22 protein-coding genes are annotated in these 23,283 nt (G+C 68.9%); 13 read left to right on the top strand and 9 right to left on the bottom strand.

The features are described from left to right. Positions 1-38: 38 nt before the first annotated feature. The gene (locus EIZ45_RS43950) at positions 39-959 is read right to left on the bottom strand and encodes a tetratricopeptide repeat protein (protein WP_199817577.1); all 921 of its coding nucleotides are present in this window, start codon (positions 957-959) and stop codon (positions 39-41) included. 155 nt (positions 960-1,114) lie between these two features. Here EIZ45_RS43950 and EIZ45_RS43945 point away from each other — a divergent pair, with 155 nt between their 5' ends. Continuing rightward, positions 1,115-1,522 (top strand): hypothetical protein, encoded by a 408-nt coding sequence (locus tag EIZ45_RS43945; protein WP_205670316.1) that lies wholly within the window; start codon positions 1,115-1,117, stop codon positions 1,520-1,522. Between the two features lies 1 nt (position 1,523). Here EIZ45_RS43945 and EIZ45_RS43940 read toward each other — a convergent pair whose 3' ends face one another. Continuing rightward, positions 1,524-1,829, bottom strand: a complete 306-nt coding sequence (locus EIZ45_RS43940; RefSeq protein ID WP_134669934.1) for a thiamine-binding protein — start codon at positions 1,827-1,829, stop codon at positions 1,524-1,526. 71 nt (positions 1,830-1,900) lie between these two features. Between EIZ45_RS43940 and EIZ45_RS43935 the strand changes: the two genes are divergently transcribed. Further along, positions 1,901-2,401, top strand: a complete 501-nt coding sequence (locus EIZ45_RS43935; protein WP_037811883.1) for a MarR family winged helix-turn-helix transcriptional regulator — start codon at positions 1,901-1,903, stop codon at positions 2,399-2,401. A 51-nt stretch (positions 2,402-2,452) separates the two neighbouring features. On the opposite strand, the gene EIZ45_RS43930 is transcribed toward EIZ45_RS43935, so the two are convergent. From EIZ45_RS43930 to EIZ45_RS43920, 3 genes are all read right to left on the bottom strand, one after another. Beyond that, positions 2,453-2,821: a DUF3817 domain-containing protein gene (locus EIZ45_RS43930; RefSeq protein ID WP_037811885.1), complete on the bottom strand. Its 369-nt coding sequence runs from the start codon at positions 2,819-2,821 to the stop codon at positions 2,453-2,455. 314 nt (positions 2,822-3,135) lie between these two features. After that, positions 3,136-5,523 carry a GH92 family glycosyl hydrolase gene (locus EIZ45_RS43925; RefSeq protein WP_134669936.1) on the bottom strand — a complete coding sequence of 796 codons (2,388 nt, stop codon included), beginning with the start codon at positions 5,521-5,523 and terminating at the stop codon, positions 3,136-3,138. A 109-nt stretch (positions 5,524-5,632) separates the two neighbouring features. Beyond that, positions 5,633-8,794 (bottom strand): GH92 family glycosyl hydrolase, encoded by a 3,162-nt coding sequence (locus EIZ45_RS43920; protein ID WP_134669962.1) that lies wholly within the window; start codon positions 8,792-8,794, stop codon positions 5,633-5,635. A 413-nt stretch (positions 8,795-9,207) separates the two neighbouring features. Between EIZ45_RS43920 and EIZ45_RS43915 the strand changes: the two genes are divergently transcribed. From EIZ45_RS43915 to EIZ45_RS43865, 11 genes are all read left to right on the top strand, one after another. Then, positions 9,208-10,191 carry a LacI family DNA-binding transcriptional regulator gene (locus EIZ45_RS43915; protein ID WP_134669939.1) on the top strand — a complete coding sequence of 328 codons (984 nt, stop codon included), beginning with the start codon at positions 9,208-9,210 and terminating at the stop codon, positions 10,189-10,191. Then, positions 10,188-11,225: a class I mannose-6-phosphate isomerase gene (locus EIZ45_RS43910; protein WP_134669942.1), complete on the top strand. Its 1,038-nt coding sequence runs from the start codon at positions 10,188-10,190 to the stop codon at positions 11,223-11,225. Before EIZ45_RS43915 ends, EIZ45_RS43910 begins: the two co-directional genes overlap by 4 nt. Before the next feature lie 5 nt (positions 11,226-11,230). After that, complete coding sequence (locus EIZ45_RS43905) at positions 11,231-11,995, top strand: ATP-binding cassette domain-containing protein (RefSeq protein ID WP_134669944.1); 765 nt, start codon at positions 11,231-11,233, stop codon at positions 11,993-11,995. Then, the gene (locus EIZ45_RS43900) at positions 11,992-13,035 is read left to right on the top strand and encodes an ABC transporter permease (protein WP_134669947.1); all 1,044 of its coding nucleotides are present in this window, start codon (positions 11,992-11,994) and stop codon (positions 13,033-13,035) included. Before EIZ45_RS43905 ends, EIZ45_RS43900 begins: the two co-directional genes overlap by 4 nt. Positions 13,036-13,066: 31 nt before the next feature. Beyond that, entirely contained in the window at positions 13,067-14,068 is a 1,002-nt protein-coding gene (locus tag EIZ45_RS43895) for an ABC transporter substrate-binding protein (RefSeq protein WP_134669949.1), read from the top strand. A gap of 151 nt (positions 14,069-14,219) precedes the next feature. Further along, entirely contained in the window at positions 14,220-15,269 is a 1,050-nt protein-coding gene (locus tag EIZ45_RS43890; RefSeq protein ID WP_037811896.1) for a sensor histidine kinase, read from the top strand. Continuing rightward, positions 15,266-16,021: a LytTR family DNA-binding domain-containing protein gene (locus tag EIZ45_RS43885; RefSeq protein WP_134669952.1), complete on the top strand. Its 756-nt coding sequence runs from the start codon at positions 15,266-15,268 to the stop codon at positions 16,019-16,021. Before EIZ45_RS43890 ends, EIZ45_RS43885 begins: the two co-directional genes overlap by 4 nt. A 154-nt stretch (positions 16,022-16,175) precedes the next feature. Beyond that, complete coding sequence (locus EIZ45_RS43880) at positions 16,176-16,526, top strand: membrane protein (RefSeq protein WP_043839204.1); 351 nt, start codon at positions 16,176-16,178, stop codon at positions 16,524-16,526. Positions 16,527-17,023: 497 nt separating this feature from the next. Then, positions 17,024-18,736: a cation acetate symporter gene (locus tag EIZ45_RS43875; protein WP_134669954.1), complete on the top strand. Its 1,713-nt coding sequence runs from the start codon at positions 17,024-17,026 to the stop codon at positions 18,734-18,736. 72 nt (positions 18,737-18,808) lie between these two features. Beyond that, positions 18,809-19,159 carry a DUF485 domain-containing protein gene (locus EIZ45_RS43870; protein WP_037811903.1) on the top strand — a complete coding sequence of 117 codons (351 nt, stop codon included), beginning with the start codon at positions 18,809-18,811 and terminating at the stop codon, positions 19,157-19,159. Continuing rightward, positions 19,156-20,787, top strand: a complete 1,632-nt coding sequence (locus EIZ45_RS43865; RefSeq protein ID WP_134669956.1) for a cation acetate symporter — start codon at positions 19,156-19,158, stop codon at positions 20,785-20,787. The genes EIZ45_RS43870 and EIZ45_RS43865 overlap by 4 nt, the downstream gene beginning before the upstream one ends. Positions 20,788-20,845: 58 nt before the next feature. Here the strand turns inward: EIZ45_RS43865 and EIZ45_RS43860 are convergent, their stop codons facing one another. From EIZ45_RS43860 to EIZ45_RS43850, 4 genes are all read right to left on the bottom strand, one after another. Next, positions 20,846-21,586, bottom strand: coding sequence for an isocitrate lyase/phosphoenolpyruvate mutase family protein (locus tag EIZ45_RS43860; RefSeq protein WP_134669958.1), 741 nt, complete (start codon positions 21,584-21,586; stop codon positions 20,846-20,848). Next, entirely contained in the window at positions 21,583-22,041 is a 459-nt protein-coding gene (locus EIZ45_RS43855; RefSeq protein WP_037812138.1) for a carboxymuconolactone decarboxylase family protein, read from the bottom strand. The genes EIZ45_RS43860 and EIZ45_RS43855 overlap by 4 nt, the downstream gene beginning before the upstream one ends. A 66-nt stretch (positions 22,042-22,107) precedes the next feature. Beyond that, positions 22,108-22,317, bottom strand: coding sequence for a DUF6886 family protein (locus EIZ45_RS47785; RefSeq protein ID WP_370318248.1), 210 nt, complete (start codon positions 22,315-22,317; stop codon positions 22,108-22,110). A gap of 80 nt (positions 22,318-22,397) precedes the next feature. Beyond that, on the bottom strand, positions 22,398-23,135 hold the full coding sequence (locus EIZ45_RS43850; RefSeq protein ID WP_134669960.1) for a peptidylprolyl isomerase: 738 nt from the start codon (positions 23,133-23,135) through the stop codon (positions 22,398-22,400). Positions 23,136-23,283: the final 148 nt, after the last annotated feature.

The following is a 23,283-nucleotide window of genomic DNA, read 5'->3' as shown; positions in this document are numbered from 1 at the left end:
CCGCACCGGAACGCTCCGGTGCGGCCCTTTTCGTCAGCTCAGAACAGGGCGCTCGCCAGGTCGCGGCGGGCCTTCGCGACGCGCTCGTCGGCCGGGTCGAAGAGTTCGAACAGGGCGACCAGGTGTTCGCGGACGCGGTTGCGGTCGTCCCCGGCGGTGCGGCGGACGACGTCGACCAGGCGGCGGAACGCGCCTTCCACGTCCTGTTCCGCGATGTCCAGGTCGGCGGCCGCGAGCTGGGCGTCGATGTCCTTCGGGTCGGCTTCGGCCTTCTCGCGGGCGCTCGGGTCGGCGGCCTCGGCGCGGGCGGTGAACTTGACCTGGGCCAGTGCGTTCTTCGCCAGCTCGTTGGCCGGTTCGGCGTCCAGGATGCGCTCGTACGCGGCCTGCGCGGCGGCGTAGTCGCCCTGCTCGAAGGCTTCCTCCGCCTCGGTGAAGCGCGGGTCTTCCGGCTCCTCGACCGGACCGCGGGCCTCTTCGGCGGCGCGGATGCCGGGCAGGCGGTCGCGCAGCGCGTCGAGCAGGGAGTTCAGCCACTTGCGGATCTCCGGCTCCGGCAGCGCGCCGGAGAAGGCGTCCACCGGCTGGCCGCCCGCGATCGCGACCACGGTCGGGACCGACTGCGCGCCGAACGCCTGCGCGATGCGCGGGTTCGCTTCGACGTCGACCTTCGCGAGCACCCAGGCGCCGCCGCTCTCGCCGGCCAGCCGCTCCAGCACCGCGGTCAGCTGCTGGCACTGTTCGGAGAACCCGGCCCACAGGTCGACGACCACGAGCTGGTTGAGGGAGAGTTCGACGACGGACTGGAAGGTCGCCTCGGTGACCTCGAGCACCGTGTCCGACGGAGGCGCGGACGTGCCGCCCGGCTGTCCCGCCCCCGAAGGCGGCTGGTTCCGGGACGCCTCCGCCCTGGCTTTGAGCGCGGACAGGTCGACCGCGCCGGACAACGCGGCGGACATGGCCGCTGAGTTCGCTGCAGATCCGCGTGGGTGTGTCACGCCCTCCATCCTGGCACGCCTCGCCGCGAGAGTTCAGCAGCAGCCCCGAGGTTCGCTTTTGGCATGCGCACTCCGCTGAGGCATGCTCTGCGCGAGGACAACGAGGAGGCCGCAGGATGCTCAGCCGGCGCAACGTGACGGTGGTCGCGGCCGTCGTGGTCGCGGTGGCGTGGATCGCCAGCATCACGGCGACCGTCGCGCACCAGGACCCGCCCGGCGCGGCGTCCCCGCCGGAACTGCGCACGGAGCTGACCGCGGCGCTGAGCGGGCGGGACGCGGACGCGCTCGCCGGGCTCTTCGACGTCCCCGGCTCCGGCGGCGGCGACCTCGCCAAGGACTACGTCAGCGTCCTCAAGGACGGCAACGCGCACGACATCTCCGTGCGGCTCGCGCCGGACGAGCGCTCGCCGACCGCGGCCGTCGTGCAGGGGAAGACCGGGGCGGGCGAGCAGTTCAGCTACCGGCTCGCGGTGACCAGCGCCAAGGGACGCTGGACCGTCGCGTTCACGCCGCCGATTCCGTAGCTCAGTCCTCGCGCAGGTGCGCTTCCACGCGCTCGACCTTCGCGGTGAGCTGGCCGGAGTCGTAGCCGGGGCGGATGTCGGCCTTCAGCACCAGCCCGACGCGCGCCGAGCCCTCCCCCGCGGCTTCCACCGCCTTCTTCACCACCGCCATTACGGAGTCCCAGTCTCCTTCGAGCTCCGTGAACATCGAGCTGGTCGAGTTCGGCAGGCCCGATTCGCGCACCACCTTCACCGCGCGCGAGACGGCCTCGCTCACTCCGCCGTCCGGTTCCCCCGCCGAGGGGCTCACGCTGAACGCGACGATCATGCCGGATTCCTTTCGCTGTTCTCGCAGGGCGACCCCCACGACCGGGGTACCCGCTGGTAGCTTCGGTTGCCATGAACCGTCCGCTGCCGTTCGATCCGATCGCCCGTGCCGCGCAGCTGTGGGAAGACCGGATCGGCCCGGCCGGAACCATGGCCGCGGTCACCGGTGTGATGCGGGTGCAGCAGATCATCCAGTCGGCGGTCGACGGCGCTCTCAAGCCGCACGGCCTCACCTTCGCCCGCTACGAGGCGCTGGTGCTGCTCACCTTCTCCCGCAACGCGCGGCTGCCGATGCGGGTGATGGGCGAACGGCTCCAGCTGCATCCCACCAGCGTCACCAACATAGTGGACCGGCTCGAGCGCGACGGGCTCGTGAAGCGCGTGCCGCATCCCACCGACCGGCGCACCACGCTCGTCGAGATCACCGACGAGGGGCGCGCGCTGCGGGAAACCGCCACCGCCGCGGTCACCGGCATCGACTTCGGGCTCACCGGGCTCACCGAGCGGCAGGTGGAGCAGCTGACCGACCTGCTCACCAAGGTCCGCAAGTCCGCGGGCGACTTCACCTCGTGACGCACGAAGGGCCCGCGCGGTTCGCACGGGCCCTTCGGGAAAAGCGGAAGATCAGACGCCGACCGGCTCCTGCGCGCGGACGAAGAGGCCGACGCCGCCGTGGGTCAGCCGCTGCGGGCCGTCCAGCTTGCCGTTGCGCAGGGCCCACTTCTCGAACAGCCAGGTGAACAGCGGCGGAATGCTCGCGAGCAGCGCCAGCACCAGGGTCTTGCCGCGCCAGCCCAGCGGCTTGGCCACGGACAGGGAGACGATCACGTACAGGGCGAAGACGACGCCGTGCACCATGCCGAGGACGGGCACGCCGCCCTCGTTAGACGCGTCGACGACGTACTTGAGAAACATCCCGATCAGCAAGCCGAGCCAGGACAGAGCCTCGGCGACTGCGGCCACGCGGAACACGAGAGCGGCCTTGCTGGACACGACATCCTCCTGTGCGTCACCCGGTGCGTGCTGACTGCACACACAAAAAACACGTCCGACGGACTGTCCAAGGCGGACGGAAACCGCCTGGCGTCAACAGCACTGTCGAACGGGTATGAGACCAGTGTGAGGCGTGACCGGCCTCACCGGAACACCGGGGCCCGTGACTCTGGTCACGAGCGATCGCGGCAAAGGTCCGAACCAATTCCGGACGAGAGCCGGAAACAGGCGGGAAATGCCCGGTTAACGGGAAAGGCCGCCTCCCGATCCCAGGATCCGGGAGGCGGCCTTCACTTACCGTCCACGTGCGAACACTAACCGGCACAAGGAGAAGGCGGCGCGGAGGAGGGTGACGTTCCCCACGTGGCCTTCGGCGCGTCGGCGGTCAGCGCGAAGTCCAGAGTGGACCCGCGGCGCAGTTGTTCGAGGCTGACGAACGTTTTGTCCGACGCCGTGCCGTTGACGCGCAACCCGGAGACGTACTGCAATTGCGCCCCGTTCGCGCCGCGCGCGTTGATGGTGAAGTCGCGGCCGTTCGGCAGGTGCACTACAGACTTGGCGAACCGCGGCGCGTTCAGCACGAAGTTGCCGGTGCCCGGAACGGCCGGGTAGAGGCCGAGCGCGCTGAAGACGTACCAGGCGGACATGGTGCCGAGGTCGTCGTTGCCGGTGACTCCGTTGGGAGCGTTCGTGAACAAGGTGTGCGCGGCCCGCACCACCGCGGAGGTCTTCCACGGCTGTCCGGTGAGCGTGTACATCCACGGCGAGTGCAGATCGGGCTCGTTGTTGGGGTTGTAGCGGAACTGCTTGTAGTAGTCGTACGGACCGACGACCCACTTCTCGTGCGCGGTCTTCGCCGGGTCCTTCACCAGGTCGTCGTAGGCGAAGAAGTCGTCGAGCCGCTTGCCCGCGTTGGCCGCGCCGCCCATCTTCGCGACCAGTCCGGGCACGTCCTGCTGCACCAGCCACTGGTACTGCCAGGCCGTGCCCTCGTGGAAGCCGTCCTGGCCCTGCGGGCTGTACGGGCCGTCAGCCGGGGTGTACCAGCTGCCGCCGGTGACCTTCGGGCGGAAGTAGCCGGTGAAGCCGCGGTCGGTCACCGACGGATCCCACAGCGTCGCGTACGTCCGGCCCTTGGCGGCGAGTTGCTTCGCGTCTTGCTTGCGGCCGAGCGCGGAGGCCATCACCGAGAGGGAGCAGTCGGCGAGGGCGTATTCCAGCGTCGCGGACGCGCCGTGTGCCGGATCGGTGTCCTGGCCCTTTTTCGGGAAATTCGGGTCGTATTGGACGAATCCGTCGGCCTGGTAGCTCGCGTTGCCGGAACGGCCTTGGAACGGCGACGACGCGGGCGGGATCTCGGTCGAATTCTGCAGCAGTGCTTGGTAGGCGTGCATTTCTTCGCCGCTCAGCGCGCCGAACCGCCACAGGTCGACCAGGAACGGCGTGACCGGGTCGCCGGTCATCGTGTTCGTTTCCTGGCTCGCGTACGCCCAGCGCGGGAGCCAGCCGCCTTGGTCGTGGATGGCGAGGATGCTCTTCGCGATGTCGCGGGCACGGTCCGGTTTCAGCAGCGCCAGCAACTGGTTCTGCGAGCGGTAGGTGTCCCAGAGGGAGAAGAAGTCGTAGTACGTCCAGCCGATCGCGCGGTGGATCTTCTTGTCGAAGCCGTAGTACCGGCCGTCGGCGTCGTTCGCGGTCAGCGGTTGCAGGAAGGCGTGGTAGAGCGAGGTGTAGAAGACCGTGCGGTCGTCCGGGGTGCCGCCGGTGATGTCCACACTGGACAGTTCACGTCGCCAGTCTCGCTGGACGTCCTTCTTCACGGCGTCGAACGGACGGACGCGCGAGGCGGCGAGGTTCGTGTCCGCACCGCGAGCGTCCACTTGGGAAATCGACGTGGTGGCAGTGACTTGGCCGCCCTTGGGGAAGGTCAGCCACGCGCCGCGCAGGCCCGCGCCGCCTTGTGCCGAGCGACTGCCGGGCGTACCGCCGTCCGGCGACCACGTGCCGTACGAGGAGAACGGCTGGTCGAATTTCGTGGTGAAGTAAGTGGTGTAGGGCTTGCCTCCGCAGAAAGCTTGCGATTCGACGGTGCCCGCGATGGTGTGATCGTCGACGATCCGGACGCTGCTGCCGCTGACCGGTTCCTTCGCGTTCGCCTGCCCGACATTCACGAAAACGTTGGCCGGGCCGGATTTGTCGAAGGAATACCGTTCGACGCCGCTGCGGGTACTGGCGGTGGTTTCGACGTCGATGCCGCCGTAGCCGGTGAGATGCACCTTGTAATAGCCGGGTTTGCCGACTTCGCCTTCGTGCGTGTACGGCGCGGCGTACTTGGCTTGGTCGAAGGTCGCCGGCTTGCTGGTGTCGAACGCCGCGCCCGGGCCGATGTCGCCGGTGGTGGGCAGCATGGACACCAGGCCTCCCTGTTCCCAGCAACCCGCGCCGGACAGGAAGAAGTGCCCGAAGCCGCGGATCGCGGTGTCGGTGTAGAGGTATCCGGCGTAGTGCGTGGTGATCGGGCTGGACTGGACCATGCCGAACGGCGCGGACGCGCCCGGGAAGGTGTTGCCCTCGTCTTGGGTGCCGATGAACGTGTTCACCGCGTCCAGCGGGTCGGCCGGACGCGCCTGTGCCGCGACCGGCGTCAGCGCGGCCGCGACCACAGCGAGCGCCATCGCACCCGCCACAACTCTGCTCCTCATGAGACTCCTCTGGGANCACAACTCTGCTCCTCATGAGACTCCTCTGGGAAAAGTACGTGAGGGGAACCCTGAGGGAATCTGATTCCCTCAGGGTTCCCCTCACGGAAGGTCAGCCCGCGGCGATGGCGAACACGTGCAGGGAGCCGCCGCTGACGCCGCTCGGCAGCGTCACGCTCGCGACGGTTTTGCCCGCGTCCAGCATGATCGGCGCGGTGGCGAACACCATCGTGCGGATCTGCTGCGGGTCGCCGCCCGCGGAATTGCGGTACGGCGTGGACAGGACGATCCGGTTGCCGAACGCCGGCTGCGCTCCGCCGCCGCCGAGCGTCCAGTCGGAGAACCCGATGGTGGCGGTGGATTTGCTGCCGTCGGTGTAGGTGACGGTGAGCGTGCCTTGGGCGTTGCCGTTGCTGGCGGAGCCGAGCAGCGCGAGCCGTCCCGAACCGGACAGGTTGATCGTCTGCCCCGAGGCCACGACGTTGTCCGGGTCGCCGACCGGGAACGACGGCCAGGTGAAGTTCAGCCCGTCGCTCGAGACCGTGCTGCCTGGCTTGGCGCCGGCCTTGGCCAGTGCGTCCGCGGAATAGCTCCAGCCGCCGCCGTCGAAGTTCCCGGCCGCCGAGTTGGAGTCCGGCGACAGACCGGTGTTGTTCACCGTGGCCAGCCAGCTGTTCGGCTTCGCCACCAGGACCGTCAGCACCGCCTGGACGTCCGCGAGACCCGGCGAGGAGAACGTGACCGGGATCCGGCGCGGACCGTCGGAGGTGCCCGCCGGAACGCTCACCGTCACGTCGGCGTGGCCCTTGCCCGCTGCGGGAACCTGGACGGAACCGGTCGCGGGGGTCAGCGTGATGCCGTCCGCGCTGCCCGCGGAGTAGGTCCAGGTCCTCGCGGCGCCGGACAGATCCTGCACGCCCACCGAAGCGGTCGAGGTCGTGCCAGCGGGCACCACCGCGCGCGCCGGGTCCACAAAGGACAGGCTCGGCTTTTCCTGTTCGCGGAACGACGGCGGTGCGTCAGCCGGAGCGGAACCCCACGCGGTCGCCGTCGTCGAGCGAGTGAAGTCCAGCTTGCCGCCCTGCGAGATCAGCCCCTCCGACAGCCACGCCTTGGTAGCCGTGCCGCCGTTCACCTTCAGGCCGCTGGTGTACTCGCCGGTGCCGGGAGCGTTGACGGTGATCTTCTTGCCCGCTCCGGTGGTCACCTCGGCGTGCGCGAAACGCGGCGTGGTCAGCACGGTTTCGGCGCGGCCCGGGATCTCCGGGTAGACGCCGAGCGCGGACCAGACGTACCAGGACGACATCTGCCCGAGGTCGTCGTTGCCGATCAAGCCTTCCGGACGCGGGTTGTACAGCTCGTCCATCGCCCGGCGCACGATGTTCTGCGTCTTCGCCGGAGCACCGGCGAACGAGTACACGTACGGTGCGTTCGAGTTCGGCTCGTTGCCCAGGAACGCGTACGGCTCATGGGTTCCGGCGTTCAGCTTCGTGAAGAAAGTGTCCAAACGCGACTGCGTGGCGGTGGTGCCGCCGAACGCCGTCACGAGACCGGCGAGGTCGTACGGAACCATCCAGTCGTACTGCGCGCCGTTGCCTTCGACCCAGCCCTGCGAACTAGCCGGGTCGTAGTTCCCCGAGAACGAGCCGTCCGCGTTGCGCGGCTGCAAGTGTCCGCTGCCCGGGTTGTAGAGGTTCTGCCAGTACTGCGCGCGCTTCATGAACGTGGTGTACGTGGCGCTGTCGCCGAGCCGCTTCGCGAACTGGGCGATGGCGAAGTCCGCGCTCGTGTACTCCAGGGTGTCCGCCGCCGCGCCGGGCACGTAGCCGAGCCGCTGGTAGTCCTGCAGACCCGGCCGTTCGGTGTAGCCCTGCGTCGGCTGCGTCGCGCCCTTGATCATGAGCAGCAACGCTTTCTGCGCGTCGAAGTCGCGCGCGCCGAACGCGTAGGCGCTGGAAACGATGATGTGGTACGGATCCCCGTTCATCACGCCGGTGTAGTCGTTCGCCACCGTCCAGCGGTCCCACGAACCGCCTTGTTCGGCGAAGGCCATCATCGAGCGCACGAGGTCCGAGGTCTGCTTCGGCGCGATCGTGGCCAGCAGCGGGACTTCGGAACGGTAGATGTCCCAGCCGGAGATGTTGGTGTACATCGCGTGGCCGCGGTCGGCCTGGTGGATCCGGCCGTCGAAGCCCGGGTAGCGACCGTCCACATCGGAGAACACGTTCGGCTGGATCAGCGAGTGGTACAGCGAGGTGTAGAACGTCGTGGTGTCGGCGTCGCTGCCGCCGCTGACCTGGATCTTGCCGAGCTGGTCGTTCCACGCCTGCCGCGCGGACGCGGCCACCTGGTCGAACGACTTCTTGCCGTTGTTCTCCGCCTTCAGGTTCGCCTTCGCCCCGTCTACGGACACAAAGGACAGTCCGACCTGGACGTTGACCTGCGCGCCGTTGAGGTTCGGGAAGGTCACGTACCCGCCGCTGCCCGGTCCGCTGACCGTGGTGTCCTGTGGCTTGGCCTTCGCCGGGCGCGCCATCGAGGAACCGATGCCGTTGGGCTGGGCGACCTTCGCCCTGGCGCCGCCGGTCTCCGCGGTCTTGCCCGGCGTCACCGCGCCGTTCTTCCACGTCCCGCTCGCCTCGAACGGGGTGTCGAACTTCGCCGAGAAGTAGACCCGGTAGGAGTTCTTCGCGCCGCAGAACCGGCCGCTGGTCGCCCAGCCGCTGATGGTGTCCTTGCCGATGCTGATCGACGCGTCGTCGGTGCCGTTGACTGAGCCGGAAGTGTTGACCAGCAACGTCGACGCCGCGCCCGCCGGGTAGGTGAAGCGGCCGGAACCGGTGCGCTGGGTCGCGCTCAGTTCGACCTTCGCCCCGTTGTCGAGGGCGACGTCGTACGCGCCGGCCGTCGCGTGCTCGTTCTTGTGGTCGAAGGTCGAGGTGTAGTGGCCCGGATCGGTCGCGGGCGACGTGCTGATCTCGCCGACGTACGGCATGAACGGCAGGTCCTGATACGTGGTGCAGCCCGCGCCGGAAAGGTGCGTGAGGCTGAAGCCGGTGATCGTGTTGTCGTCGTAGAAATAGCCGCCCGGCTGGGATTTCTTCGTGTCCGGGCTCCACTGCACCATGCCGAACGGCGCGACCGCGCCGGGGAAGGTGTTGCCCGCGCCGCCCCCGGTCCCGTGGTCCGCGCCGCCGGGCCGGGTGCCGACGAACGGGTTCACCCACTTCGCCAGGTCAGCGGTCTTCGCGGCGTTCGCCTCGGTGTCGGCCATTGCGGGGGCAGCGGGGGCCAAGGAGGCCCCAGTCGCCACGACCGCGGAAGTCAGGAAGATCAGTCCGGCTCTCCAGCGCGCTCGCGCCATCGCCATCGCCTCTCCAGTTGTCCGGCGCGAACCCGCCGTCACCGACCTCGAGGCATCGATGACAACCTTGTCGCGCACCGTCGATGCGGGCTACCTTCGGCAATGGCTCACCGGATCGTCAAGACCGCGGTGAGAGCCTGTCCGATTCGAGACAACGATGTCCACCATCCGCACCAGCGGATTCGTCGCCCAGGGCACAGCCGGTCGGCGGCCATTGACACGAAGCGGCCGGATGGTGTCCAATCCCCCGCATTATGACAACGTTGTCTCACTCGGGCCGGGACGCGGACGGGCTTCCCCGCCCCGCCAGCAGGCGGGCCACGATGAGCGATGTGGCGCGGCTGGCCGGCGTCAGCATCAAAACGGTGTCGCGGGTCGTCAACGACGAGCCCGCGGTGCATCCGGACACCGCCGAACGCGTGGTGGCCGCGATCGAACAGCTGGGGTTCCGCCGGAACCTCGGCGCCCGCAACCTGCGCCGCGGCTCGACCACCGGCACCATCGGCCTGGTCGTCGAGGACGTCGGCAACCCCTTCTACTCCGAGCTGAACCGCGCGGTGGAACGGATCGCGACGTCCTTCGGCAGACACGTGCTGACCGGGTCGTCCGGCGAGAATTCCGACCGCGAGCGCGAGCTGTCGCTGGAGTTCTGCGCGCGGCGCGTGGACGGGCTGCTGATCGTGCCCGCCGGGCTGCAGCACGGCTATCTCGTGCCGGAAATGCGCGCGGGCACGCCGGTGGTGTTCCTCGACCGCCCGGCCGGCGACATCGTGGCCGACACCGTGCTCGTGGACAACCTCGGCGGCACCATCGAGGCGGTCAGCCATCTCGTGCGGCACGGCCACCGGCGCATCGCGTTCCTCGGCGACAGCCCGGACATCTTCACCGCCGCCGAGCGGCTGCGCGGCTTCCGGGAAGGCTGTGTGCGCAACGGGATCTCCTACGACGAGAGCCTCGTGGCGATGCAGACGCCGACGCCGGAAACCGTCGGCACCGCGGTGCGCAAGCTGGCCGGCGGGCCGAACCCGGCCACCGCCGTGATCGCGGGCAACAACCGGGTCGCGGTGCACCTGCTGCGCGCGCTCGCGCACGCCGAGCACCGGCCCGCGCTGGTGAGCTTCGACGATTTCGAACTGGCGGACCTGCTCGACCCGCCGGTCACCGTGATCGCCCACGACGTCAGCGCCCTCGGGCACGCAGCGGCCGAGCTGCTGTTCGCCCGCATCCAGGGCGATCAGTCCGCCCCGAGAAAGGTAGTTCTGCCCGTGCACCTAGTCGCCCGCGGTTCCGGTGAGGCCGCCCTGTGACCCAGCACCTCGAGCCGGTCGCGCTCCCGGCCAACCAGCCGCCGCAGTTCTACCGGGGCGGCGACGCCATCGCCGCCCTGCGCGGCGCCACCGGCACCGACTCGAAGTTCGGGCCGGAGGACTGGGTCGGTTCCGTCACCACCATGTTCGGCCAGGAGACCAACGGTCTCACCAAGCTGCCCAGCGGGATCTGGCTGCGCGACGCGGTCGGCGCCGACCCGGACGCGTGGCTGGGCGCGGCGCACGTCGCCAAGCTCGGCGATTCGACCGGCCTGCTGGTCAAGCTGCTCGACGCCGGACAGCGGCTTCCGGTGCACTTCCACCCGTCGGATTCGTTTGCCCGCAAGCACTTCGACTCGCACTTCGGCAAGACCGAGGCGTGGATCGTGGTCGGCACCTACGGCGACGACCCGCGCGTCTACCCGGGTTTCCGGGAGACGCTGAGCAAGGAAACCGTCGCCGAATGGACCCGCGAACAGGACGCGCCGAGCATGCTGGGCGCGCTCAACAGCATCCCGGTGCAAGCAGGCGACACGGTCTACATCCCGGCCGGGCTGCCGCACGCGATCGGCGAAGGCGTCTTCGTGGTCGAGTTGCAGCAGCCGACGGACTTCTCACTGACCCTGGAGTGGCGTGATTTCCTTGCCTCGCCGGAAAAGGGCCACCTCGGGATCGGTTTCGACACCGCGATCGAAACGCTCGACACCTCGGGCTGGGACGACGACCGGCTCAAGACGATCGTGAAGCACACCTCCGGCGACGAAGCGACCACAGTGGACTTGCTCGCGCAGGGCTCGGCGGAGTTCTTCCGCGCCGACCGCATTCAGTTGTCCGGCAACGCGTTCTCGCTCGACCCGTCGTTCAGCGTGCTCGTCGCGCTCGACGGCGAAGGCACCCTGCGCACCGAGCACGGCGGCGAGTTCCCGATGACCAAGGGCGACACCTACGCGGTGCCGTTCGCCGCGGGCCAGACCGAGCTGTCCGGCTCGCTCACTGTCATCCGCTGCCGTCCGCCCGCCCCGGAAAGGAGTTAGCGCCGATGAGCGAGATCCTGCTCGACGCGGTGGACCTGACCAAGCACTACGGATCGGTGGAAGCTTTGCGCGGCGCGTCTTTCCAGGCGCGTGCGGGTGAGGTGACCGCATTGATCGGCGACAACGGCGCGGGCAAGTCCACGCTCGTGAAGTGCCTGTCCGGAGCCGAACAGCCGACGTCGGGCCGGATCTTGCTCGACGGGAAAGAGGTCCATCTCGACTCGCCGGTGGCCGCGCGCCGGGCCGGGATCGAGACGGTGTACCAGGATCTCGCCGTCGCGCCGGAACTGGACCCGGCGGCGAACCTGTTCCTGGGCCGGGAAATCCCGCGCAAGGGCATCCTCGGCAAGCTCGGCATGCTGGACAAGGCGGAGATGCGCCGCCAGGCGGTCGTCGAGTTCGAGAAGCTCGGCGTCAAGCTGCAGAGCACCGAGGTGTCGATCGGCTCGTTGTCCGGCGGGCAGCGGCAAAGCGTCGCGGTGGCCCGGTCGGTGGCCTGGGCGTCGAAGGTCGTGTTCATGGACGAACCGACCGCTGCGCTGGGCGTGCGGCAGCGCGAACGCGTGCTGGACGTGATCAGGAAAGTCCGGGACAAGGGCATCGCGGTGGTGCTGATCAGCCACAACATGCCCGAGGTGCTGTCGGTCTCGGACCGGATCGAGGTGCTGCTGCAGGGCAGGCGCGTCGCCCGGTTCGCCGGTGCGGACACGAAACTCGAGGACCTGGTCGCGGCGATGACCGGGGCTCTCGTGCAGGAGGACGCGGCATGAGCGCTCCCACGAAGGACATCCAGACCACGGTGGACGGCGAGTTCGTCAAGCCGCCGCTGGGAAAACGGCTCGTCGGGGCCAACACGTTCTGGATCGCGCTGGTGCTGATCGCGCTGATCGCGGTCTTCACCGCCATCGCGCCCGCGGAGTTCGCGAGCCTGTTCACCTTCCAGACGCTGCTGATCGAAACGTCCGTGCTGCTGGTGCTTTCGGTCGGCATGACGTTCGTGATCGTCACCTCCGGCATCGACCTGTCCGTCGGGTCGGTGCTGATCTTCGCCGGGATGGTCGCGGGCAAGACCATCGAGGCGCTCAGCGGCGGCAACGCCACGCACGCCGGCTGGGGCGTCATCACCGTCGGGCTCGTCGCGGCGGTGCTCGCGGGCACGGCCTGGGGCCTGATCAACGGATTCCTCATCGCGGTGGCGGGCATCCCGCCGCTGATCGTCACGCTCGGCACCATGGGCGCCGCGCTCGGCGTGTCGCTCCTGCTCAACAACGGGTCGGACGTGCGCGGCGTGCCCACCGAACTGAACCAGACCCTCGGTTACGGCACGTCGTTCGGCGGGATCCCGAACCTCGTGCTGGTGGCCGTGGTGATCACGCTGATCGGCGCGTGGCTGCTGCACACCACGCGGTTCGGCCGCTACACCTTCGCGGTCGGTTCGAACGCCGAGGCGGCGCGGCGGGCGGGCATCGGCGTGACCGCGCATCTGCTGAAGGTGTACCTGCTGACCGGTTTCCTGGCCGGAATCGCGGGTTTCATGTCGCTGGCGTACCAGAACTCGACCACGATCTCGGCGCACACCAACGACAACCTGAACGCCATCTCCGCGACGGTGATGGGCGGCACCAGCCTCTTCGGCGGCGTCGGCTCGATGCTCGGCACGGTGATCGGAGTGTTCATCCCGGCGGTGCTGAACAAGGGCTTGAACATCACGCACGTGCAGGACTACTGGCAGTACATCGCGATCGGCGCGGTCCTGATCGCGGCGGTGTGGTTCGACCAGCGCCGCCGCCGCAAGCGCAACTCCCGCTGAATCGGTCCCCGAGTACAAAGAGGTGCTTACGATGAAATTCAGCAAGACCGTCCTCGCCGCGGGGACTCTCGCGTCCGCGGCGATGCTGGTGGCCGCGTGCGGCTCCGGGCAGGTGGGGCAGAGCGGGTCCGGGGACAAGCCCGGCGGCAACTCCGCGAACAGCAAGAAGCTGGCGCTGGTGCCGGGCGTGCAGGCGGAACCGTTCTACATCTCGATGCAGTGCGGTGCGCAGGCCGAAGCGAAGAAACTCGGCTACGAGCTGACCACCCAAGCGCCGCAGAAGTTCGACGCGGCCATGCAGACTCCGATCGTCAACGCGATGGGCTCCAACCCGCCCGCCGCGCTGCTCGTCGCGCCGACTGACGACCAGGCGATGCTCGCGCCGATCCAGCTGGTGAAGAACCGCGGCGCGAAGATCGTCGAGGTCGACACCTCGCTCGCGGACAAGAGCGTCGCGGTGTCGTCGGTTTCGTCGGACAACGCCGAGGGCGGCAAGCTCGCCGCGCAGACCATGGCGAAGCTGGTCGGCGACAAGCCGGGTTCGGTGCTGATCCTGGACACTATCGCGGGCACGTCCACCACCGCCGCCCGCGCGAAGGGCTTCGAGGACGAGCTGAAGAACCACCCGAACCTCAAGTCGGCCGGCATCCAGTTCACCAAGAACGAACCGGACCAGGCCGCCTCGAAGGTCACCGCGGCGCTGGTCTCGACCCCGGATCTCGTCGGCATCTTCGCCACCAACCTCAACACCGGCGAGGGCGCGGCGACCGGCCTGCGCAACGCGGGCAAGATCGGCAAGGTCAACCTGGTCGGCTTCGACGCCAGCCCGTCCGAAGTGGACGGTCTGAAGAAGGGCGAGTACCAGGCGCTCATCGCCCAGGACCCGGCGCAGATCGGCACGAAGGGCGTCGACCAGGCGGTGGCCGCGATCGAGGGCAAGCCGACTGAGCGGAACCTGACCGCGCAGCTGCACTCGATCACCAAGGACGATATGGACGCGAATTCGCAGTACTTCTACAAGCAGAGCTGCTGATCTCAGGCTCGACCGAAGGGGACTTTCCGCACGGAAAGTCCCCTTCGCCTTGTTACGGGCTAGCCCCAACCTTCTTCCCCACCACCACCCTCAACGGACAAGCTTCGCTAGACTGCACATTTTTCCCGAGGTACCCGAGGGGAGGCCGTCGATGACCGAGAGTGCCCGGCTGCCGTGGCGCTCCCGCCCGGACGCCGTCGGCGTGCTCGGCGCGGCGCGGAAGGTCGCCGACGACCTGAAAGACGGCCTGTCCGGAGTCCGCGCCCGGCGCGCCGTACACGGTCTGCGACGGCTTTTCGACGTCGCCGGACTAGGGCTCTCCGATCTCTCCGGCACGTTGATGTGGTCCGGCCGCCCCGGAGCCGACGACGCGGTGTCCCAAATCCTGGACGACGTGCTGCACCAGGAGGAGCCGATCACCTCGCGGGGCGTGACGGCGGTCCCATTGCACGTCCACGACGAACTGGCGGGCGCGTTGCTGCTGGTCGGCGAGGTGCCCGGCGCGGTGACGCGGCAGGCGACGGACTTGGTCGTGCAGTCTTTGGAGCGGGGTCGGCTCGAAGCTTCGGCGGACCAGGCCGCGCAAGCCGAACTCCGGGCATTGCGCGCGGAGATGTCGCCGCATTTCGTGTACAACGCGCTCACCGTGATCGCCTCGTTCGTCCGATCGGAACCGGACCGCGCCCGCGACCTGATGCTCGATTTCGCCGACTACACCCGTTACAGCCTGTCGCGGCACGGCGAGTACACCGTCGTCGCCGAGGAGTTCCGCGCGGTGGAGACGTATCTCGCGCTGCAGCGCGCGGTGCTGGGCGAACGGCTCAAGGTGCAGGTGCGGGTCGCGCCGGAGGTGCTTGCGGTGGCGGTGCCGTACCTGGTACTCGAACCCCTCGTGGAGAACGCGATCCGGCACGGCATCGAGCCGCGGTCGGGCACCGGGCTCGTCCAGGTGCACGGACAGGCGGAAGGGAACGACTGCGTGATCAGCGTCGAGGACGACGGGGTCGGCATGGAGCCCGAGCGCGCCGCGGCCATCCTCGCGGGCAGCGGCGACGGCACCGGGCTCGGACTGGCCAATGTGGACAGACGATTGCGCACGGTGTACGGGGCCTGGTACGGGCTGACCGTGGAAACGGCGGTCGGCGAAGGCACCCGGGTCGTGCTGCGCGTGCCGCGATTCCAGCCGGGGGTGCTGCCGTGAGCGGGCTGCGGGTGCTGGCGGTCGACGATCTCGCGCCGGCGTTGGACGAACTGTGCCGGATGCTGCGCGAGGCGCCGGAGGTCGGCGAGGTCGTCGGCGCGAGCGATGCGTTGAAGGCGCTGAAACTGTTGCAGGCAGACCATTTCGACGCGGTCTTCCTCGACATTTCCATGCCCGGCTTGGACGGGCTGGAGCTCGCGTCGCTGCTGGCGAAACTGTCCGAACCGCCGGTGATCGTGTTCGTCACCGCGCACGACGGGCACGCGGTGACCGCGTACGGCATCGGCGCGGTCGACTATCTGCTGAAACCGGTGCGCGCGGAACGGCTTTCCGCCGCGCTGGCGAAGGTGACGCGCTTGGTGCCGAGCGGCCGTCGCCAGTCCTCGCCGGACGCGATGGCCGCGCTGCCGGTCGATTCCGGAGGCCGCACGCGGTACGTCCGGCGCGACGACGTGCTGTTCGCCGAAGCCAACGGCGACTACGTCCGCCTCCACACCCGCGGCGGCGTCCATCCGGTGCGGATGCCGATCTCGCGGCTCGAAGAATATTGGGAAGGGACTGGGTTTACCCGGGTACACCGCGGATTCCTGCTCGCGGTGAGTGCGGTGCTGGAACTGCGAAGCGACACGACGGGCGGATTGCTGGCGCACACGGAGGCTGGCGATGTGCCGGTGAGCCGACGGCATGCGCGGGATCTCCGGGACCGGCTGCTGGAGGCGGCGCAGCGCGGACAACTCGGGAGTGCTCGGTGAGGGGGCGGTGGTGCTTGGGGGCTCGTGAGCGGCTAGGCCGGTTAGAACCGGCAACGCCGCGCACGACAACCCGGCTGCACCCGGCAACCGCTCGCCAACCGGTGCCTGGTGAGCGGCAAGCGACGCCGCGCACGAGGATTGCGCGGGCCGTCCGATGAGCCGCACCAAGCGGGTCGCCGTCACCAGTCCGCAGACGAGGCTCGCCCGGTCGCGGCGGCTCGAACGCGGCCGGTGGCGGATGCCCCGTCTGCGCGCGCCGGAAGCGGAACGCGCGGCTGTCCTCTACCGGATCCAGCGGCGGCGCGGGATCCCCGCGCTGGTGGGGATGTTCGTGCTGGTGCTGGGTTTGCCGGTGCTGTTCTCGCTCGCCCCGTCGCTCGACAGCGTGCGGTTGTGGGGGATTCCGCTGTCCTGGCTGCTGATCGCGGTCCTGCCGTACCCGGTGCTCGCCGGGCTCTCGTGGTGGCAGCTGCGCCGCGCGGAGAAGATCGAGGACGATCAGTGAGCCGAGTGCCCGCCGCGCCCCAATGTGGCATTGGGTGCGTCGCACGCACCCAATGCGGCATTCGGTGCATCACACGCACCCAATGGGGTTTTCTCAGTAGCGGGCGTGCGGTGTCGATACGGCGATGTGCAGCGTCGACCGGGCCGCGTTGCTCCCTCGCTCCGGTTGACGTCCGTGAGGGCCACCCTGAGGGAATCAGATTCCCTCAGGGTCCCCCTCACGACATCCGCGCAAGCCCAACCGCGCCCGTCGACCGAAGGCAGCTTTACGCACCGTGCTCGCGAGGAGTTTCCCTCCTCCAGCAGCGGCCGGGCGCGCGGTGGCGAGGGTCCGCCTCGTCGGCCGGCGCCCGCAGCACCCTGACAAGCACCGCTGCCGCGAAGCCACCGCGCACCGCGCTACGGAGAAAACCTCAATGTGGCATTCGGTGCATCTCACGCACCCAACGCCACATTGGGGCCATAGCCGGGGCGGGCCAGGCGGGCGGGAGCGGATAGATGGACATCGCGCTCGCGGTAGCCCCGGTCGTCCTCGTCACGCTGCTCATCGGCGTGCGCGGGGTCGCCGCCATGCGCACCACCTCCGACTTCCTGGTGGCGTCCCGGCGGATCTCGCCCTTCGTCAACTCCGCCGCGGTCTCCGGCGAATACCTCTCCGCGGCCTCATTCCTCGGCGTCGCCGGGCTGATGGTGAAGGACGGCGTCGGCGCGCTCTGGTACCCGGTCGGCTTCACCGCGGGATACGTGGCGATGCTGGTCCTCGTCGCCGCGCCGATGCGCAGATCCGGCGCACTCACCGTCCCCGACTTCGCCGAAGCGCGCCTCGCCTCTCCGGCGCTGCGCCGGCTGGCCGCGGTGGTCGTGCTGGTGATCGGAACCATCTACGTAGTCCCGCAATTCCGCACCGCCGGGCTGGTGCTCACCGCGGTCGGCGGGACTCCGTACTGGGTCGGCGTCGTCATCGCGGGCACCGCGGTCAGCGTCACGCTCGCGCTCGGCGGGATGCGTGCGGCGACGTACGTCCAGGCGTTCCAGTTCTTCCTGAAACTCCTGCTATTCCTCGTCCCCGCGCTGTGGCTGGTGCTCCAGGTCGGCGCCGAAACCCGCGACGCGAGCCTCACGCCGGTCGAGTTCACCCGCTTTTCGCACGCCACCCCGGTGCAGTTCGACCACGACGTCACCCTCACCTTCCGCGAACCCACCGCGATCGAGGACCGCGGTACGTTGCCGCCCGGACAACTGGTGGTGCGCAAGGGAGAACAGCTCACCTTCGCCGCCGGTGCACAGGTCCCCGGCGTCAGCGGAGAAGTCGCGCTCGGCGGGCCGGACTGGCAGCGTCCGCTGCTGGAAATCGACAAGGGCTACCCGCTGCTCGGCACCTGGGCGGTCCTCATCGCGACCGTCCTCGGCACGATGGGCCTCCCCCACGTCCTGATGCGCTTCCACACCAGCCCGGACGGCCGCGCCGCACGCCGCACCGCTGCGATTACCGTGGCACTGCTAGGAGTTTTCTACCTTTTCCCCGGCATTTACGGCGTCCTCGGCCGGGTTCTCGTGCCGCAGCTGTATCTGTCCGGCAACACCGACACGGTGGTCGTCGCGCTTCCGTCGCAGGTCGACCACAGCTGGGCCGGGCAGTTGTTCACCGCGTTGCTCACCGCGGGCGCGTTCGCGGCGTTTCTGGCGACGTCGCTGGGATTGCTGCTGGTGATGTCCGGCGCGCTCGCCTACGACCTGATGCCCGGCGGTCTGCGCCGTCTTCGCGTGACGGTCGTGTTCGCCGCGATCGCGATGGTGCTGCTCGCGCTGCCGTCCGCGCGGCTCGACGCCGGGGTGCTGGTGACGTGGGGGTTCACCGTCGCCGCGTCGACGTTCTGCCCGCTGCTCGTGCTCGGCATCTGGTGGCAGCGACTCACCGCCGCGGGCGCGATCGCCGGAGTGCTGACGGGTCTGGCGGCTTCGTCGGGGTCGATCCTGTTCGCGCTGGCCGGACCCTCGATGCAAGGTTGGGTGGCGATCTTGGTCTCGCAACCGGCACCCTGGTCGGTACCGCTCGCGTTCGGCGTGATGATCACGGTGTCACTGCGCGGGCGCCCACCGTCCTGGGCCGGGGCCGCGATGCTGCGGCTGCACCTCGACGAGCGCCCTTCGTCCGCGCCCGGTGACCGTTCGTCAACCGTTCGTCGTGCGGCGAGGCGTTTGAGCCGCTGACGGTTTCCCTGGCCCGGAGTCCTCCCTACTGTGTCGCGGACCACATCCGCAGCGTCGCACAAGGGAGATCCCATGAGCGCAGGCGACCCGTCCGGCGCCCCGCCGGACTCGACCTGGGAGCAGGTGCACGACAGCGCCGAGTTCCGCCAACTCCGCGGCAGGCTCCGCCGGTTCGTGTTCCCGATGGCCGGACTGTTCCTCGCCTGGTACCTGCTCTACGTCCTGCTCGCCGACTACGCGCACGGCTTCATGAGCACGAAGATCACGGGCAACTTCACCGTCGGCCTCCTCTTCGGGCTCCTGCAGTTCGTGTCCACGTTCCTCATCACGTGGCTGTACGTGCGCTACGCCAACAAGAACCTCGACCCGCTCGCCGAGCGGATCAAGGACGACATCGAGAACCCGGCGAAGGAGGAGGCGTGAAGACTCTCGCGGCGAGCGTCGAGGGCAGCAACCCAACGCTCAACATCACGATCTTCGCGCTGTTCGTGGTCATCACCCTGGTGATCGTGTTCCGCGCGAGCCGCAACACGAAGACCGCGTCGGACTACTACGCGGCAGGCCGTGCGTTCACCGGCCCGCAGAACGGCATCGCGATCTCCGGCGACTACCTGTCGGCGGCGTCGTTCCTCGGCATCGCCGGCGCCATCGCGGTGTACGGCTACGACGGGTTCCTGTACTCGATCGGCTTCCTGGTGGCGTGGCTGGTCGCACTGCTGCTGGTGGCGGAACTGCTGCGCAACACCGGCAAGTTCACCATGGGCGACGTGCTGGCGTTCCGGATGAAACAGCGTCCGGTGCGCGCGGCAGCGGCGATTTCGACGCTCGTGGTGTCGTTCTTCTACCTGCTGGCGCAGATGGCGGGCGCGGGCGGACTGGTCGCGCTGCTGCTGGGCATCGACGGCAAGGCCGCGCAGGCGCTGGTGATCGCGGTGGTCGGCGTGATCATGATCGCCTACGTCCTGATCGGCGGCATGAAGGGCACCACCTGGGTGCAGATCATCAAGGCGGCGCTGCTGATCGTCGGCGCGCTGGCGATGACGCTGTGGGTGCTCGGCAAGTACGGCTTCAACTTCTCCTCGCTGCTGCAGGGCGCGGTCGACAAGGCGGGCGAGGCCGGCGAAGCGCTGCTCGGGCCGGGCAAGCAGTACGGCAAGAACGGCACGACGAAGCTGGACTTCTTCTCCCTCGGCATCGCGCTGGTGCTGGGCACCGCGGGCCTGCCGCACGTGCTGATGCGCTTCTACACGGTGCCGACCGCGCGCGAGGCGCGTCGTTCGGTGGTGTGGGCGATCGTGCTGATCGGCGTGTTCTACCTGTTCACCCTGGTGCTCGGCTACGGCGCGGGCGCGCTGGTCGGACCGGACGCGATCAAGAAGGCCCCGGGCGGCGTCAACTCCGCGGCTCCGTTGCTGGCGCTGAACCTCGGCGGCCCGATCCTGCTCGGGCTGATCTCGGCGATCGCGTTCGCCACGATCCTCGCCGTGGTCGCCGGATTGACGATCACCGCGTCCGCCTCGTTCGCGCACGACGTCTACGCGAACGTGCTGAAGAAGGGCAAGGCGAACACCGGCTCGGAAGTCCGCGTCGCGCGGATCACCGCCGTGGTGATCGGCATCGTCGCGATTCTCGGCGGCATTCTGGCGAACGGGCAGAACGTCGCGTTCCTGGTGGCGCTGGCGTTCGCGGTGGCGGCTTCGGCGAACCTGCCGACGATTCTGTACTCGCTGTTCTGGAAACGGTTCAACACCCAGGGCGCGCTGTGGAGCATTTACGGCGGGCTGATCGTGACGATCGTGCTCATCGTGTTCTCGCCCGCCGTTTCCGGGAAGCCGGTCGACCCGAAGACGGGCAAGAGCGCGTCGATGCTGCAGGGCGTGGACTTCCACTGGTTCCCGCTCGACAACCCGGGCCTGATCTCGATCCCGATCGCGTTCATCCTCGGCTGGCTCGGCACGATCCTGTCGAAGGAAAACGACAAGGCGAAGTTCGCCGAAATGGAAGTACGGGCACTGACCGGTGCCGGCGCGGAAAAGGCCGTGCAGCACTGAGTTTTCGTCCCGCTGAAACCGCTGGGTGCCGCTTTCGCCGCGGCGCCCAGCGGTTTTTTCAATACGGCAGCTTCCCCTGCGCCATCCCGTCGAGCGTGCCTTCCAGCACCCGGCGGAGATACCGCCACAACCCGGCCCCCAGCGAAATCCGGGCTACCCCCAGTTCGGCAAGCCCGGCCAGCCCCGGACCGCCGGGAAGCGCCGAAGCGTTGACCGGACCGCCCACCTGCCGGACGAATTCGGCCAGCACTTCCGGCGAACGCACGAGAATCGGGTACACACAGTCGGCCCCCGCCTCGAGATACGCGCGCCCGCGAGCCACGGCATCGTCGAGCACCGCCTGCTCGTCCGGTGCACCGAGGAACGAATCCACTCGCGCGTTGACCACCAGCCCGTCGCCAGCCGTCCGACGCAGCTCGGCAATCCGTCCCGCTTGCTCGGCCGCCGGTCGCAACGCGCCCTTGCCGTGGTCGGTGTCCTCGATATTGCAGCCGACCGCACCGATTTCCTTCAACCGGGCCGCGAGATCCGCCGGGCTCAAGTCATAACCGGCCTCGGCGTCCACCGTCACCGGCACGGACACCGCATCCACGATCCGCTTGGCCGCCGCGAGCATCTCGTCCGCCGACGCGCCTTCGTGGTCCGCCTGCCCGAGCGCCGCCGCGACCGCCGCGGAACTCGTTGCCACCACCGGGAATCCCGCGGCTTCCACCGCTTTCGCGGTATCCGCGTCCCAGGCGTTCGGCAGAATCAACGGCTTCCCGGGCACATGCAGCGCCCGCAACTCCTCGGCACTCACTCCGCACGCTCCGGCAACTCAGCATGGCTCGCGACCATGAGCCGGTTCCAAGTGTTGATAGCGACGACACACCACGCGAGCGCGCGGTGCTGGTCCTCGGTGAAGACGCGGACAGCCTCGGCGTAGACGTCTTCGGGGACGTCCTTGTGGTCCGAGATCCGGGTCATCGCCTCGGTGTACGCGAGCGCGGCGCGTTCCTGCTCGGTGAACAGGTCGGTCTCGCGCCACCCCTCGAGCACGTAAAGCCGCCGCGGCGATTCCCCAGCCGCGACTGCCTCCGCCGCGTGCATGTCGAGGCAGTAGGCGCATCCGTTGATCTGTGACGCGCGCATCTTGACGAGCTCGATGAGCTTCACGTCGAGCCCCGCGTTCGCGCTGGCCTTCTTCACCTCGCCTTGCAGCTGGGACATCGCTCGATACAACTCGCCGGTGGCGAGCGCGATTCGCTTCGTCATGCCGCCCACGCTAATGGGGATTGGCCTAGCTGGGTGGTCCAGTTCGACGTGGGTGGCGTGGGCCAGTCAGGGTCGCGGTCGCGCGTTGCAGGCGATCGCCCACGAATTAGGCGGCCCGAGCGGATCCGTGACGACGCAGCCGCTCGAGAGGGGCTCGCCGAACGGCCGAAACCTGGCCGCAAGAAGCCGATAGGCGAACGCTTTCACCGCACAGAGAGCGTCCAGCCAGCGGTATTCGACGGCATGGACCCGGTCTACGGCATCGCCCGCGGGCAATGCCGGGCAGCGGTCCGCGTCGAGCGTTCAGACGCAGGGTTGCGGCCGCCGGGCGACCGCCGCGACGGCCAGGCCCGGCGTCAGCGGCCGCAGAACAGGCACAACGGCAGAACCAGCTCCAGGTCCGTCTTCCGCACCGGTTTCCCGTCCACCGGCGTCTTCCCCGGCGGGGTGTCCGCGTCCGGCTGGATGCCGCCCGCCGCGACGCGGTCCAGGGTGCGCAAACCGGCCGAGCCGACCGTGCCGAAGACCGTGTAGTTCGGCAGCAGGCTGGAATCCCCGTACACCACGAAGAACTGCGATCCGTTCGTGTCCGGGCCGGCGTTCGCCATGGCCAGCAGGCCGCGCGCGTACGTGCGGCGCTTGCCGGTCGGGTCGGACGGGGCGGGCGGGAGCGTCGTCGGGAGTTCGTCGCGGAACTTGTAGCCCGGGCCGCCCTCGCCGGTGCCGGACGGGTCGCCGCACTGCAGGACCTTCAGCGTCGGGTACGCGGTGAGCCGGTGGCAGGTCGTCTGGTTGTAGAAGCCGTGGGCGGCCAGGTGCAGGAAGCTCTGCACGGTGCACGGTGCCTGCGCGCGGTCGAGCCGCAGCGAGAGCAGGCCCTGGTTGGAGAACACGGCAACGTCGACACTGCCGTGGTCCGGCGTGTGCTTCGGGTCGCGCGGCAGAGAAACCGGGCGCACCGCGGGATCGTCCGGAGTCGAGGTGTACTGGCACGGCCCCGAGGTGACCTTCGGCGGCGCCGACGCCGCCGAAGCCGGTGCAGCGACGGCGACCAGCGACAACGCGGTCAGCACGGACACGAGCAGTCTTTTCATTCCGGTTCCCTCCCAGTGCACGGAGGATCGCAGTATAGGGACGGGAAACCGCCTGCGCTTCCGGCGAAAGTCGCATCCTGGATCCCGCGACGGCTGGCAGCGCTGCCGAGCTAGTGTCCTGCGTCAGAAATTCGTCGGCAGAAGTTGG

Origin of the sequence: Amycolatopsis sp. CFH S0740 (assembly GCF_004522315.1) — a bacterium.
Taxonomy (GTDB): Bacteria; Actinomycetota; Actinomycetes; order Mycobacteriales; family Pseudonocardiaceae; genus Amycolatopsis; species Amycolatopsis nivea.
This window is presented reverse-complemented; position numbering and strand designations above follow the sequence as displayed.

What these genes read in the sequence shown, in the direction of transcription:
- EIZ45_RS43935 (WP_037811883.1), top strand. Translation starts at nt 1,901, where the DNA reads ATGAACCGTCCGCTGCCGTTCGATCCGATCGCCCGTGCCGCGCAGCTG.
- EIZ45_RS43870 (WP_037811903.1), top strand. Translation starts at nt 18,809, where the DNA reads ATGAGCGCAGGCGACCCGTCCGGCGCCCCGCCGGACTCGACCTGGGAG.
- EIZ45_RS43915 (WP_134669939.1), top strand. Translation starts at nt 9,208, where the DNA reads ATGAGCGATGTGGCGCGGCTGGCCGGCGTCAGCATCAAAACGGTGTCG.
- EIZ45_RS43945 (WP_205670316.1), top strand. Translation starts at nt 1,115, where the DNA reads ATGCTCAGCCGGCGCAACGTGACGGTGGTCGCGGCCGTCGTGGTCGCG.
- EIZ45_RS43890 (WP_037811896.1), top strand. Translation starts at nt 14,220, where the DNA reads ATGACCGAGAGTGCCCGGCTGCCGTGGCGCTCCCGCCCGGACGCCGTC.
- EIZ45_RS43855 (WP_037812138.1), bottom strand. Translation starts at nt 22,041, where the DNA reads ATGACGAAGCGAATCGCGCTCGCCACCGGCGAGTTGTATCGAGCGATG.
- EIZ45_RS43900 (WP_134669947.1), top strand. Translation starts at nt 11,992, where the DNA reads ATGAGCGCTCCCACGAAGGACATCCAGACCACGGTGGACGGCGAGTTC.
- EIZ45_RS43880 (WP_043839204.1), top strand. Translation starts at nt 16,176, where the DNA reads ATGAGCCGCACCAAGCGGGTCGCCGTCACCAGTCCGCAGACGAGGCTC.
- EIZ45_RS43850 (WP_134669960.1), bottom strand. Translation starts at nt 23,135, where the DNA reads ATGAAAAGACTGCTCGTGTCCGTGCTGACCGCGTTGTCGCTGGTCGCC.
- EIZ45_RS43920 (WP_134669962.1), bottom strand. Translation starts at nt 8,794, where the DNA reads ATGGCCGACACCGAGGCGAACGCCGCGAAGACCGCTGACCTGGCGAAG.
- EIZ45_RS43875 (WP_134669954.1), top strand. Translation starts at nt 17,024, where the DNA reads ATGGACATCGCGCTCGCGGTAGCCCCGGTCGTCCTCGTCACGCTGCTC.
- EIZ45_RS43940 (WP_134669934.1), bottom strand. Translation starts at nt 1,829, where the DNA reads ATGATCGTCGCGTTCAGCGTGAGCCCCTCGGCGGGGGAACCGGACGGC.
- EIZ45_RS43895 (WP_134669949.1), top strand. Translation starts at nt 13,067, where the DNA reads ATGAAATTCAGCAAGACCGTCCTCGCCGCGGGGACTCTCGCGTCCGCG.
- EIZ45_RS43905 (WP_134669944.1), top strand. Translation starts at nt 11,231, where the DNA reads ATGAGCGAGATCCTGCTCGACGCGGTGGACCTGACCAAGCACTACGGA.
- EIZ45_RS43925 (WP_134669936.1), bottom strand. Translation starts at nt 5,523, where the DNA reads ATGAGGAGCAGAGTTGTGGCGGGTGCGATGGCGCTCGCTGTGGTCGCG.
- EIZ45_RS43950 (WP_199817577.1), bottom strand. Translation starts at nt 959, where the DNA reads ATGTCCGCCGCGTTGTCCGGCGCGGTCGACCTGTCCGCGCTCAAAGCC.